The sequence below is a fragment of the Microvirga lenta genome (assembly GCF_020532555.1).
In the GTDB taxonomy this organism is placed as follows: domain Bacteria; phylum Pseudomonadota; class Alphaproteobacteria; order Rhizobiales; family Beijerinckiaceae; genus Microvirga; species Microvirga lenta.
In genome coordinates, this window is the sequence record NZ_JAJBBR010000001.1 from 335,837 (window position 1) to 348,415 (window position 12,579).

Below are 12,579 nucleotides of genomic sequence, written 5' to 3' on the forward strand. Positions count from 1 at the left end.
AACCGACGTTTCGCGATCCTTCAGACCTGTTACCGTCGATTCGCAACCGACGGATGACCATATGGTCGGACGGGCGGAGGATCTGTCTCCTATAGAGAATACCTCATGTGAGGTAGCGGCAAAAAAGGATAAAATCCAAGTCAAGCCGTGACGAAGGAGCAGCCGATAGAGGGATGATTCATGTGAGCTCTCCAATCCGGAGTTCCACAGGAATCATCCCTGTTCTTTTCAAGAACCGATGCGACCGCGCGGGTCTGCTCCACTAGCTGAGCGGAATTGCACCGTCGAGCGCCGCGGGAGTACGGGTGAATTTGCTCTCGCTCTTCTGCTCCTCGGAGAACCAAGCGATGGTGGCTTTAAGGCCGCTTTCGAGAGGCGTCGCCGGGTTCCAGCCCAGGAGTTGTCTTGCACGGGTAATATCAGGACGGCGGCGACGGGGATCGTCCACCGGCAATGGCCGCCTGACGATCCTGGAGGAAGAGCCGGTCATCGACAGGACACGGTTTGCCAGATCTCCGACCGTGAGCTCAACCGGGTTGCCGAGATTGACCGGACCGGGCAGAACGCCGTCATAGGCCATAAGGCGCATGAACCCGTCGATCAGGTCCGACACGTAGCAGAACGACCTGGTCTGGCTTCCATCCCCATAGACGGTGATGTCGTCGCCCGCGAGGGCCTGGCAGATGACGTTGGAGACGACGCGACCATCATCCGCGCGCATCCTGGGACCGTACGTGTTGAAAATACGCGCCACACGCACCTCTGCTCGGCCAGACCGCTCGAAGTCGAAAGTCAGCGTCTCCGCTGCTCGCTTTCCTTCGTCGTAGCAGGCCCGCGGGCCGGTCGGATTCACGTTGCCCCAATAGCTCTCCGTTTGGGGGTGGACTTCGGGATCCCCGTAAATCTCGCTTGTGGATGCGAGGAAGAAGCGCGCTCCCGTTGCCTCGGCAAAGGTAAGGAGATTGTGAGTGCCGACGACGCTGGTCAGCATCGTGTGCTCTGGATCGGCTTGGTAGTGAGGGGGTGACGCTGCGCACGCCAGATTAAAGATCTGATCGAACTTCGTCCGCTTCGAGCGCAGTCGGGCAGGCAGGGGCCTGATGATGTCGCTATCGATCAGATCGAAGCGGGGCTCTCGCTCAAGATGACGGAGATTCTGCTTACGCCCTGTGAGAAAGTTATCGACGGCAACCACGTGAGCGCCTTCACTGAGAAGGGCATCGCACAAGTGGGACCCGAGAAATCCGGCTCCACCCGTGACAAGGACGAGCTTGCTTTTGCCGTTCTTCATGAAGACGTCTCCTTACTAGATCACAACGCGATACTGAAGACTTAAGCCTTTGTTGCTCCAACCCAAAAGCTTGGCATTTGTTCAACCTTATCCATAGAATCTATTCTCAGATTCCGGATGCGGCTTGCAGGACGGGCCTGTGCTCATGGCTTCTGCGATGCAGAGCTTCGAGAAGACCGCCCTCCATCGAGAGAGCGCGATGAGCTGCGGTATGCTCCGCCAAGATTCTTGCTTGAGCGGCGGCTCCAAGCGCCGCGCGCTTGGCATCAGACCACCCACAAAGGGCTTCGATGACGTCATCCGCCCTTTCAGCGAGAACGATCTCCCGTCCTGGCAGAAGAAGAGTGTCGAGACTCGCCCATACGTCCGAGATGATCGGGGTCGCGCAGGCGGCAGCTTCGAACAGGCGTACGCTCGGGCTGAAGCCTGCGTGGATCATATCCGCGCGTGTCACGTTCAAAGTGAAGCGGCTTGCGGCATAGAAGGCAGGATGATCGCTCGGAGGGACGTGGTCTATCCGCTCGACGTTTTCCGGCCATTGAATGTCTTCCGGATATTGAGGACCGGCCACGACGAAGCGCATATGTGGCACACGCCGCGCCGTCTCGACCAGAAGACGCTCCAGTGTCGGCTGCCGATCCGGGCTGTATGTCCCAAGATAGCTGAGGTCCCAACGTTTCTCCCGGCTCAATACGGGGTAGGCCTCAGGGTCGACGGAGCAATATAGCGCCCGCGCCGCCGGTGAGCCGTAGTGATCCATGAGGAGATCCAGCGTCGGGCCGCCTGTGAACGAGAAGTAGACGTCGTAACCAGGGATCAGCTTCGGCGCGAGATACTCATAGTCTCCACGCTCCAGTTTCGCGAGCGTGACCGGCGTGTCGATGTCGTAGAAGGCCGTCACGCCTTTTGCTGTGTTCTGAACCCATTCGCCGACAGCGACGCCTTCCGGCACATAGGAGCCCGCGATGACAGCATCGGCATTCGCGACTTTGTCCTTGTAGCGAGCGAGATCGGCCAGGCTGGTATAGAATTCCAGCTGGCAGAAGTCCGGGTTCGAGAGGTCACGATGGGCCGCATACCAGGGGACGTCCCTCTCGAGGAAGAGCACCTCATGGCCACGTGCGGCGAAAGCCTTTAGCAGCGCCCGAAACGTGGTGGCATGGCCATTTCCCCAGGAGGAAGAGAGACTCAGCCCAATGACGACAACCTGGAGCCTCGTCACGCAACGCTCCTTTCCTGCTTCTGTGAAGCCTGCTGGCGAAAGATGGCGTCGACCTCGGCGCCACGGCGCGCGTAGGTGTGTTCCTTCAAGATGCGCTCTCGCGCCGCATCGCCGATGGCTTTGGCGCGTGCCGGTGTCAGAGCCTCGACATGGTCGGCGACGTCTTTGCCGTCACGCGCGACGAGAACCTCCTCGCCTTCTTTGAGAAAGAGCTCTAGGCCGACCCAGGCATCGGTAATCAGGCATGCCCCTGCGCCTGCAGCCTCGAATACGCGGGTCGCGGGGGAAAAGCCCGTCGTCGCCATGGAATCACGGGCGATATTGAGAACGGCCAGCGGGCTTGTATTGAACGCGTTGTGGTCACGCGTGTAGACGTGGCCGATGTGGCGCACATTGGCCGGCATTCCCTTCGTTTCCCACCCGTTGCCGCCAATGAGGAAGCTGCGATTCGGCAGACGGGCGGCCGGCTCCAGGAAGAAGTGCTCCACACGCGCTTCACGGTCCGGGAGACGGTTGCCGAGAAAGGAGAGATCCGCCTTGAAACGCTCATCCGCCGGAACAGGATGGTGGGTCGAAGGATCAAGCGCATTGTAGATCGGTATGCACCGCCGTGCACCGAACCCCTCATAGGCTTCAACGACCGGCGGACCTCCACCATAGGTGAGAACGAGGTCCAGCGCCGGCATGGTGCGATGCAGCGGATGATCCGGACTTTCCCTCAGCTCGGAGAGCGTTGCGGGAGCATCGACGTCCCAGAAAATGCGGATCGCCTCGGGCCGCGAGGCGGCGACGACGCCCTCCAGAAGTTCATTGTCGAAGACTCCGACACCTGATGCCTTCACGACAACATCGGCTCGTGCCGCCTCCGCGATGACCGCACGCAATGCCTCCTCGGTTGCAGGATAGACCTTCACTTCGGCCCATTCCGGCGGCTCGATGTCCCGATGCTTCTGGCGATCGAAGGCATCCGGCTCATAGAAGGTGATGCTGTATCCGCGTCGCGCAAGATCGCTGAGCATGCCGCGGTAGTAAGTGGCGGCCCCGTTCCAGTAGGAAGACAGAAGGCTGGACCCGTAAAACGCGATTTTCATGCGGACATCTCCGTCGGCGCGGCGGCACCGTATGTGGCAAGGATGGCAAGAAGCTGATCGACCCTGTGGGCGCAGGAATGGCGGTTGCGGATAGCGGCCAAACCGTTCTCCACCAGGGACTTCCGGAGATCGGGATCGCTGTTGATGGCTCTCAAATGGCGCTCCATCTGCGCCTCACTCTCGGCAACCAGGTAGTCCGTCCCGGGCCTGAACAGCCCCTCGCTGTCCTGCCAGGGTGCAGACACGAGTGGAATGCCGCAGGCCAGCGCCTCGAAGACGCGGATGGTCGGGATGCCGGGAAGCATGTCGACGTAGAACCGGCGGGGCACATGAACCGTTGCCAAGTGGCGTGCGAAAACCTCCGGAGCCCGGGCGTTCGGCAGCCAGCCGCGATAGGCCACGCCATACCGGTCGAGCATTGCGAGAGCTTCTTCGGGATAGCGGACGCCATAGATCTCTAGCGGCAATGCAACGGTCCTCGCCGGCCGCAGGAGAAAACTCTCCAGCTCAGCACTGCGCTCGCCGTCCCCCCAATTGCCGATCCAGACGAGCCCTTTCCGATCGCTCTCCTCCGCGGGCGGGCGGAAGAGCTTCGTATCGGCGGCCTCATGCCAGACGTAAACCCGGGTGCCCCAGCCCCAGCGACGGTAGACTTCGGCAAGCGTCTCGCCGAAGGCGAGAACGCCGTCATAGCCATCGAGATCGAACTGCTTGATCGCCTTCGGATCGCTCACGGCTCTGTGGTGGGTGTCGTGGAAGAGCAATGTGAAGGGCGCCCCTCCCCGGCGCAGCCTGCCAATCGCAGCGACGAGCCAGGGATCGTTCCATTCATGCACGATGACCACATCCGCACCGGCCAGGGTCTCATCGAGATCGATATCCTCATTGAACGTGTTCGACGACAACTCGGGGTAAAGACTGCGATAGGAGGAAAGCCCTTTTTCACCATGATCCTTCAGGAGGTTATCCAGGCTCCAGGCTCCTGCAGGCTCGTAAGCCGTTACTTCATGGCCGCGGCTTGCTAGCTCCCGTAGGACGCCTCGCAGGAAATGTGCGTTGCCATGATTCCAGCATGAGGCCAGCGAATGGGTGAAGTAGACAATTTTCATGCAGCGGCTTCCTCGAGAGAGGATTTACGGATCTTCGACTGGAGCAGGGAGCGATACGCGGCCAAGATGCCGGCGCTCATCGCTTCGACGCTGTAGCTCTTCGCCCGCTCCCGGGCCGCGAGACCTTGCTGCACGCGCAGCTCCGAGTGTGAAGCGAAATGCTCGACTGCGTTCCCAAGGGCCTCGTCGTCGTCAGGTGGAACGAAGGCAGCTACACCGTCCCAGAGTTCGCGGAATGTCGGAATGTCGGAGAGGACGAGCGCACAGCCGGCCTGTGCCGCCTCCAACACCGCAAGACCGAACGGTTCATAGCGAGCGGCCGAAACGAAGATCGGCCTTTTGCTGAGATGGGTTCGGATTTCCTCGTCGCTCAGCCTGCCCAGCGTACGGGCATGCTCGACGTGAACGCGGGCGCCGTTCGGCCCGTCAAGCGGACCTGCAGCCAAAACCGGGATCGACAACCGCGCGGCAGCACGATCGATGGTGGCAATATTCTTGCCATCGTCCCAAAGCCGCCCGGCGGTGAAGGCGGCCGGCTCAGAGGATGCCGGCTCGCAGACCAGCCCTCCACGCCGTCCGTTCCGTACGACGGCGGGCCCTCTCTCGAGCTCGTAGACGTCTGCTGTCGCACGGGCAAAAGCCAATGTCGGAGCTATCAGCATGTCTGCCGCACGGTAACCCTGCCGAACGAGTTCCGTGCGCCATGTGAATTCGTCCGGGAGAGGTCCGGAGCGAACCGCCTGCCACCACGTGGCGACGCAGGAATGGCAGACCGCCACGACGGGAGCGGGAAAATCCGCTCCTCCAGCCAAGGCCGGACTGTTGAGGTGGATCAGATCCGGGGCAGCCTGCGCGGCGATGCGGGCGGCAATCCTCGCAGCCTCCTCGACCTCGCTACGGCGGGTGGCGGTCCAATCGAGAGGAAGTCCCGTCAGGATCAGCTTGACGCCGATGGCCTCAGCCATCGCCTGCTGATCCTCCGATGGCGCAGGACCAAGCACTGCGAGCGTGACTTCCACCTGATGGGCGCGCAGGCCATCGGCCAGATCGAGGGCATACTGCCAGACGCCACCAACGGCATCGGCCGTCATGAATACCCGCAGATCTGAGCCAGTGTTCAAATCTGCAGACACGCGGCCTCCAGACCATTCGGTGTGAATGCACGGTCACGGAAGAAGACGCCGGAGCACCCGGCCGCCGGGGAGCGACGGTCGCCAGTCTGTCTGCTGGTCGTGCCGCACGCCACCTGCTCCTGCGCTTGAGCGAGCGGGCTCGGCCAGCTTGAGGCGCATCTCATGACAAGGCCTCCGCGGCATGGCGGCGGAAATTGGATTGCCCGGCCTTTCCGTGTCCCCTTTCCTCCTGCAGCCACTGGGCAAGGGCGGCAACGCCTTTGCGCCAAGGTGTTGGGGCATTCAACCCGAGCTCGCGGGTCAGGAGACGCGTGTCGGAGACGTAGTAGCGCTGGTCACCCGCACGCCAGTCGGAATAGGTCGTCTCGACAGGGTGCCCCAGCAGATCCTCGATGTGGCACAGAAGCTGTCTGAGGCTGATCGCGTTCGCCGGCCCTCCGCCCAGATTGAATGCCCGACCCTGGACGGCATCGATGTTTCTCCATGCGGAAACATAAGCCTCGACCGCATCCGAGATGTCGAGGACGTCACGCACCTGGCAACCGTCGCCGTAGATGGAGATCGGCTCTCCCCTCAAGGCTCGGATCAGGAAATGCGCCACCCAGCCCTGGTCCTCGGTGCCCATCTGCCGCTGACCATAGATGCAGCTCATGCGCAGAACGCAGGTCGGCACCCCGAAGGACCGAGCATAATCGAGAACGTACTGATCGGCCGCGCCCTTGGAGCAGCCATAGGGTGTGTGGAAATCGAGGGGGCGCCCTTCCCCGATGCCGGCATTTCTGATCTCTGGATCGCGCGGCACATAGGAGTCGTTCGTCTTGTCCAGTTCGACATCGGCAAGGTCGCCATAGACCTTGTTGGTAGAGGCAAAGACGAGCGGGACCGGTTCGCTGCGCCGACGGAGCGCATCGAGGAGGTTCAACGTTCCGCGGACGTTGATTTCGAAATCCTCACGCGGATCGACGAGGCTCGTCGTGACCGCCACCTGAGCGGCCATGTGAAAGACGGCCTGCGCCTCCTGGGCGACATCGGCAAGCGTCGCCTCATCCCGGATGTCCGCGACGACGGCGGATATCTTGCCGGGATGACGCTTCTTGAGCCACTCCAGGTTCGCATCGACGCCCGGCCGGGCGAGCGCGTCGTAGACGAGCACATCGTGGCCTTCGCGCGCGAAGCGGTCAGCCAGGTTCGATCCGATGAAACCGGCGCCGCCAGTCACAAGGATCGGGCGGCGGCGCAGAATGGCCGGCGCGCTGGGATGATCGTCCTGCCTCATGCGACGAGTCCCCGGGACTCGAGTTCCTTGCGGGCCTCCTGAACGAGATCCTTGGCCTCCTGCTTCGCAACCCATTCGGCCAGCTCCGCCAGACCCTCCGAAAAGTCACGGCGGGGGGCATAGCCCAATTCCTGCTGAATCTTGCTGATATCGGCAATGCAGTGGCGAATGTCGCCGATGCGGGCCTTGCCGGCGATCTCGGGCTCGATCGGCCGGTTCATGGCCTTGCCGAGAAGCTCCGCGACCTCGCACACCGTCCGGTCCTGGCCGCTGCCGACATTGAACACGCCCCCCGGCGCCTTCTCGTGCTCAAGCGCAAGAAGGAAGGCCTGAGCCACGTCCTCGACATGCACGAAGTCACGGCGCTGCTGCCCATCCTCGAAGATCATGGGCGGCTGACCGTTGTGGAGCCGCGAGGAGAAGATGGCGAGAACACCTGTATAAGGATTGGAGAGCGCCTGTCCGGGCCCGTAGACGTTCCAGAGCCTGAGCGCCACGCCTTCCATGCCATAGGCGGGAGCAAGGGTCAGCGTCAGGCGCTCCTGCACGTACTTGGACAGAGCATAGACCGACGCCAGAGCCGGGCGCTTCCACTCGGGAGTGGGAACCGGAATGAGAGGGCGTCCCTGCGCGTCGAGCGGATCCCAGGAGGCATTCTCGCTGGCTCGCGGCACGCGAACGACATCCTCCATCAGCCGCCCGTCGGCGTCCTTGTAGAGCCCCTCGCCGTAGATGCTCATGGAAGACGCGACGACCACCCGTTTGACAGGGTTGTCGATGAGCTGCTGGAACAAGACCGCCGTGCCGTAATCGTTCACCGAGACATAGCGGTCGACCGCGTACATGCTTTGGCCCACGCCGACCTCGGCCGCGAGGTGCACCACCTTGGTCACACCCTTGAGCGCGCGCAGGATCGCGGTCTCGTCACGAACGTCGCCGACGACGACCTCAACCTCGGGATCGAGCCCGTCGGCCTGCGTCCTGTCGCCATGCACCTGCTCGATAAGGCTGTCGAGGACACGCACCCGATGCCCTCGCTCCAAGCAGGCCCGCGCGACATAACGGCCGATGAAGCCCGCACCGCCGGTAATGAGGATCGTATCTGCCACGGGTCACTCCAGATTGGTTTCCGAACCAGGGGTCGGAGGGTAGGTAACTGGGAATGAGGCCTCGCCTTCGACCGGGCAGCCACATGAGCTGTCGATACTCTCGGATGCAGACTCGACTTCACAGCGAGCACCAGCCATCCTCGATCGACCCACACGGATTCCGGCCCAAGCTTGGCCTTTCGCTAAACAAACGCCAAAGCATCTTCTTTGTTCCTGCTGGAAGGGTAGTTTGAGCAGCCCGGGGCAAAGACAAGAGTCTCATCGCGGAGGCCCCGACGGAACAACCTGCGCCGTTGCGGCGTTGACGGCTAAGCTTGGGGACTAGGAGCCGGGCCCGATGCTGACTGCCTGCGGCTGTGCCAGCCTGAAGGAGTACCAGCATCCGTCCGCCAACAAGGGGAAAGCCGCCATGAGTTCAGGAAAGGTCCGTGTCGGGATCGTCGGCGTCGGCAACTGCGCATCCTCATTCGTGCAGGGGCTCTCCTACTATCGAGACGCCAAAGGAAACGAACCGATTCCGGGGCTCATGAACATAGAGCTCGGCGGCTATCACATCAGCGACGTTGAGGTATCGGCTGCCTTCGACGTGAATGCCTCCAAGGTGGGCCGCGACGTGGCGGATGCGATTTTTGCGGAGCCGAACAATACCCAACGCTTCGCTGCCGTCCCCCAAAGCGGGATCATCGTTCGCCGGGGCAAGACGCTCGATGGCCTGGGCAAGTACCTGCGGGATGAGATTGCCGAATCCGAGGAAGAAGAAGCGGATGTGACCGAAGTTCTCCGCCAGTCGGGAACGGATGTCCTGGTGTCCTACCTGCCGGTGGGCTCGCAGAAGGCCACGGAATGGTATGCAGAGCGCGCGCTGGAGGCCGGCTGCGCCTTCGTGAACTGCATTCCCGTGTTCATCGCGTCCGATCCCGAATGGCGGAAGCGCTTCGAGGAGAGGGGTCTTCCGATCGTGGGCGACGACATCAAGAGCCAGGTCGGCGCCACCATCGTTCATCGCGTCCTGGCCAATCTCTTCCGCGAGCGCGGCGTTCGCCTCGATCGGACCTATCAGCTCAATTTCGGCGGCAACACCGATTTCCAGAACATGCTCGAGCGCGAGCGGCTGGAATCGAAGAAAATCTCGAAGACGCAGGCCGTCTCGAGTCAGCTCGACATCCCGCTGCCCGCCGGCGACATTCACGTTGGCCCGAGCGACCACGTGCCGTGGCTCACCGATCGCAAGTGGGCGTACATCCGCATGGAAGGCACCACGTTCGGCGGAGTTCCGCTCAACGTCGAACTCAAGCTCGAAGTCTGGGACTCGCCGAACTCGGCGGGCATCGTCATCGACGCCGTGCGCTGCGCCAAGCTGGCGATGGACCGCAAGATCGGCGGCGCCCTCACCGGGCCTTCCAGCTATTTCATGAAATCACCGCCGCAGCAGTTCACCGACAGCGAGGCCCGCGAGAGGACCATTCGGTTCATCAATGGCGACGATGAGTGACGCCGCGGAGATGCAGGCGTGACCACCACCTTCTTCCTCGTGCGGCATGCCGCCCATGACAGAGTGGGAACGGTTCTCTGCGGACGCATGCCAGGAGTTTCTCTCGGCTCCGTCGGCAAGGCTCAGGCCGAACGTCTTTCGGAACGTCTCGCAAACGAGAACGTCGCCGCGGTCCTGACGAGTCCCCTTGAACGAGCGAGGGAGACGGCTGAGCCCATCGCAGCCCGCATCGGCCGTCCGCTCGAAATCTGCGAGCCCATCGTCGAGATCGAATTCGGCGGATGGTCGGGTATGAGCTTCGACGAACTGACCCCTGTTCCCCTCTGGAAGCAGTGGAACAGCGCCCGCAGCGTCACGCGGCCTCCCGATGGCGAGACGATGCTTGAGGTTCAGGCCCGGATCGTCGGCGCCATGGAGCAGATGCGCAAGACCTATTCCGGCCGTCCGGTCGTGCTCGTGAGTCATGGCGACGTGATCAAGGCGGCGCTGCTCTATTATCTCGGGATGCCGATCGATGCATACGGCCGCTTCGACATCGATCCGGCGTCGATCAGCACCGTCACCGTCGCGGATTGGGGCGCGAAGGTGTTGCGCCTCAACGAGGTGGTGGCCGCATGATGTCTCATGCCAGCATTCCCTATGCCCTCCTCGTGCCCCTGCCCCTGAGCCGTCCCGACAGAAATGCAGGATGTGCCGGACTTCGCGGTGCAGGAGCAGCCTTCTGCACCCTCCATCACGCCCTCCATGACGAAACGAGAGAATAGAGTTCTGCCATGAACGCGATCGATCCAACTTCCATCGATGAGATCCGCCGGCGAGCCGAGGCGCTGGGCCCGTGGTTTCACAACATCGAACTTGGCGGTGTCTGGACTGCGCCGAACCACTTCCTCGGCAACTATCCGGCTGTGAAGTGGCAGCGCTTCGCCGACGCGGTCCCGCAGGACCTGACAGGAAAGTCCGTTCTCGATATCGGCTGCAACGGCGGCTTCTACTCCATCGAGATGAAGAAACGCGGAGCAAGCCGGGTGCTCGGCGTGGACTTCGACGACACCTATCTTGCCCAGGCACGGTTCGCTGCGCAGCAGACCGGGCACGACATCGAGTTTCGCAAGCTCTCGGTCTACGACCTCGGCTCGCTCGGAGAGCGCTTCGACATCGTGCTCTTCATGGGGGTTCTCTATCATCTGCGCCATCCGCTCCTCGCACTCGATCTCATCCACGAGCATGTGGCGAAGGACATGCTCGTCTTCCAGTCGATGCAGCGCGGTTCGGCGGAATCCTTTCCGGTCGAGGAGAACTATACCTTCTGGGAGACCGAGCATTTCGACGATCCCAGGTATCCGAAGATGCACTTCATCGAGCATCGTTATGCGGACGATCCGACCAACTGGTGGGCGCCGAACGCAGCCTGCGTGGAAGCGATGCTTCGCAGCGCCGGCTTCGAGATCGTGCAGCATCCTGAGACTGAAGTTTACATCTGTCGCCGCGTCGATGCTCCACATGGGGCAGGAGCGGTCTACCCGGCCAAAGGGAGCACGCCATGATTGAAGCCGCAATGATCTGGAACGAGCCCAACAATAAATCCCATTGGGATCCGGAAATCGACCCGGAATGGGGGCTCTTTGCCGAGATGGCCATTGCCGCAGGCCAAGCCATCAAGGCCGAGAACCCGACCCTGCCGCGGGTTCTTGGCGGCATCTCGCCGATTGATCCCGCGTTCATCCAGAATCTGTCGAACCGTGGCGTTCTGGACCATATCGACGTCGTGGCCGTCCATGGCTTTCCCCTGGACTGGAACCTCTGGCAGATCCACGAATGGCCGTCTAAGATCGACGAGATCCGCGCCGTGACGGACAAGCCGATCTGGGTGACGGAGGTCGGAATCTCGACCTTCGGAGCCGAGGAGGTGCAGGTCTGGGGTCTGAAACGCACCGCGGAGCTTCTGATCGGCGAGGTGCCTCGGATTCACTGGTACAGCCTCTACGATCTCCCTCGCGCCTGGGGCGCGACGACCCGGCACCGCGAGGCGGAAGGCTCATCCTATTACCGCCATTTCTACATGGGCCTCCTCCGCGAGGACGGGTCCCCGAAACCTGCTCTCGAAGAGTATGCGAAGCATGCTTCCGAGATGGGGCTCTGCCAGTGGTTCCATTTCGAGGATCATCGTCTGGACGACGCCGTCGCATGGATGAAGCGCCTCGGCGTGAAGCATCTGCGTACGGGCCTGTCCTGGGCGGACAGCTTCCGCCCCAATGCCCTCGACTGGTTCGACCGTCAGATGGAGGCGCTTGCCGATTTCGATGTCACGGTGACCTTCTGCTTTACGCCTGAGCATCGCGGGATCGCGCCGCACCATACGAGCGCTCCCCAGGTGAAGGAGGAGTTCGCCGAGTTCTGCGCCACCATGATCCGCCGCTATGCCGGCCAGGCTGCTCCTGCGCCGCAGAAGGTTCTCGAGGTGCTGTAAGTCAGTCGCTCTGCTCGACCGAACCGGAGCACGTGAGGTCCTGTCTGCCCAGGGATCGCGCTGCTCCGGGAACGCCGCTCCGCCGGCATGGGCCGACCGTCTCAGGCCCCTTGCTTGAGCGCTGGGTCATGGCATCAGCCTGCAAAGCCGCCATGCTCACAAATGACGACCGGAAGCCTCTCAGGAGAGGCTGACCGAAGCTTTTCGAATTTTCCGGATGGGATGGTAGCGGAGGAGGGATTTGAACCCCCGACACAAGGATTATGATTCCTATTTTCTATTTATCCACTTCGCCTTTCCAAGGCCAATGTGATTGCGGAAAGCCTTAAACGGGCTAAATTTCGCTGGAATTGTTCATCTGCAAGACAACATAACTCGCAAACATCCGG

11 protein-coding genes and 1 tRNA gene are annotated in these 12,579 nt (G+C 61.9%); 4 read left to right on the forward strand and 8 right to left on the reverse strand.

All coding sequences use genetic code 11. The features are described from left to right. Positions 1–262 precede the first annotated feature (262 nt). From LGR44_RS01770 to LGR44_RS01800, 7 genes are all read right to left on the reverse strand, one after another. Positions 263–1,291, reverse strand: coding sequence for a UDP-glucuronic acid decarboxylase family protein (locus LGR44_RS01770; RefSeq protein ID WP_226736569.1), 1,029 nt, complete (start codon positions 1,289–1,291; stop codon positions 263–265). Positions 1,292–1,397: 106 nt separating this feature from the next. Beyond that, positions 1,398–2,513, reverse strand: a complete 1,116-nt coding sequence (locus tag LGR44_RS01775; protein WP_226736571.1) for a CgeB family protein — start codon at positions 2,511–2,513, stop codon at positions 1,398–1,400. Continuing rightward, the gene (locus LGR44_RS01780) at positions 2,510–3,604 is read right to left on the reverse strand and encodes a CgeB family protein (RefSeq protein ID WP_226736573.1); all 1,095 of its coding nucleotides are present in this window, start codon (positions 3,602–3,604) and stop codon (positions 2,510–2,512) included. Before LGR44_RS01780 ends, LGR44_RS01775 begins: the two co-directional genes overlap by 4 nt. Next, positions 3,601–4,713: a CgeB family protein gene (locus LGR44_RS01785; RefSeq protein ID WP_226736575.1), complete on the reverse strand. Its 1,113-nt coding sequence runs from the start codon at positions 4,711–4,713 to the stop codon at positions 3,601–3,603. The genes LGR44_RS01780 and LGR44_RS01785 overlap by 4 nt, the downstream gene beginning before the upstream one ends. Then, positions 4,710–5,804: a glycosyltransferase family 4 protein gene (locus LGR44_RS01790; RefSeq protein WP_226736577.1), complete on the reverse strand. Its 1,095-nt coding sequence runs from the start codon at positions 5,802–5,804 to the stop codon at positions 4,710–4,712. Before LGR44_RS01790 ends, LGR44_RS01785 begins: the two co-directional genes overlap by 4 nt. 202 nt (positions 5,805–6,006) lie before the next feature. Further along, positions 6,007–7,122 (reverse strand): SDR family NAD(P)-dependent oxidoreductase, encoded by a 1,116-nt coding sequence (locus LGR44_RS01795; protein WP_226736580.1) that lies wholly within the window; start codon positions 7,120–7,122, stop codon positions 6,007–6,009. Next, the gene (locus LGR44_RS01800; RefSeq protein WP_226736582.1) at positions 7,119–8,231 is read right to left on the reverse strand and encodes an NAD-dependent epimerase/dehydratase family protein; all 1,113 of its coding nucleotides are present in this window, start codon (positions 8,229–8,231) and stop codon (positions 7,119–7,121) included. The genes LGR44_RS01795 and LGR44_RS01800 overlap by 4 nt, the downstream gene beginning before the upstream one ends. Positions 8,232–8,640: 409 nt before the next feature. On the opposite strand from LGR44_RS01800, the gene LGR44_RS01805 reads away from it, so the two are divergent. The 4 genes from LGR44_RS01805 to LGR44_RS01820 all read left to right on the forward strand — a co-directional run bounded on the left by LGR44_RS01805 (position 8,641) and on the right by LGR44_RS01820 (position 12,190). Beyond that, positions 8,641–9,723: an inositol-3-phosphate synthase gene (locus LGR44_RS01805; RefSeq protein WP_226737094.1), complete on the forward strand. Its 1,083-nt coding sequence runs from the start codon at positions 8,641–8,643 to the stop codon at positions 9,721–9,723. Between the two features lie 18 nt (positions 9,724–9,741). Further along, the gene (locus LGR44_RS01810) at positions 9,742–10,341 is read left to right on the forward strand and encodes a histidine phosphatase family protein (protein WP_226736584.1); all 600 of its coding nucleotides are present in this window, start codon (positions 9,742–9,744) and stop codon (positions 10,339–10,341) included. Positions 10,342–10,496: 155 nt separating this feature from the next. Further along, positions 10,497–11,267, forward strand: coding sequence for a TIGR04290 family methyltransferase (locus LGR44_RS01815; protein WP_226736586.1), 771 nt, complete (start codon positions 10,497–10,499; stop codon positions 11,265–11,267). Beyond that, positions 11,264–12,190 carry a glycoside hydrolase 5 family protein gene (locus LGR44_RS01820; protein ID WP_226736588.1) on the forward strand — a complete coding sequence of 309 codons (927 nt, stop codon included), beginning with the start codon at positions 11,264–11,266 and terminating at the stop codon, positions 12,188–12,190. The genes LGR44_RS01815 and LGR44_RS01820 overlap by 4 nt, the downstream gene beginning before the upstream one ends. A gap of 223 nt (positions 12,191–12,413) precedes the next feature. Here LGR44_RS01820 and LGR44_RS01825 read toward each other — a convergent pair. After that, positions 12,414–12,485: transfer RNA gene (locus LGR44_RS01825), tRNA-Leu, on the reverse strand. Positions 12,486–12,579 lie beyond the last annotated feature (94 nt).

What these genes read in the sequence shown, in the direction of transcription:
- LGR44_RS01770 (WP_226736569.1), bottom strand. Translation starts at nt 1,291, where the DNA reads ATGAAGAACGGCAAAAGCAAGCTCGTCCTTGTCACGGGTGGAGCCGGA.
- LGR44_RS01780 (WP_226736573.1), bottom strand. Translation starts at nt 3,604, where the DNA reads ATGAAAATCGCGTTTTACGGGTCCAGCCTTCTGTCTTCCTACTGGAAC.
- LGR44_RS01785 (WP_226736575.1), bottom strand. Translation starts at nt 4,713, where the DNA reads ATGAAAATTGTCTACTTCACCCATTCGCTGGCCTCATGCTGGAATCAT.
- LGR44_RS01790 (WP_226736577.1), bottom strand. Translation starts at nt 5,804, where the DNA reads ATGACGGCCGATGCCGTTGGTGGCGTCTGGCAGTATGCCCTCGATCTG.
- LGR44_RS01795 (WP_226736580.1), bottom strand. Translation starts at nt 7,122, where the DNA reads ATGAGGCAGGACGATCATCCCAGCGCGCCGGCCATTCTGCGCCGCCGC.
- LGR44_RS01805 (WP_226737094.1), top strand. Translation starts at nt 8,641, where the DNA reads ATGAGTTCAGGAAAGGTCCGTGTCGGGATCGTCGGCGTCGGCAACTGC.
- LGR44_RS01815 (WP_226736586.1), top strand. Translation starts at nt 10,497, where the DNA reads ATGAACGCGATCGATCCAACTTCCATCGATGAGATCCGCCGGCGAGCC.
- LGR44_RS01820 (WP_226736588.1), top strand. Translation starts at nt 11,264, where the DNA reads ATGATTGAAGCCGCAATGATCTGGAACGAGCCCAACAATAAATCCCAT.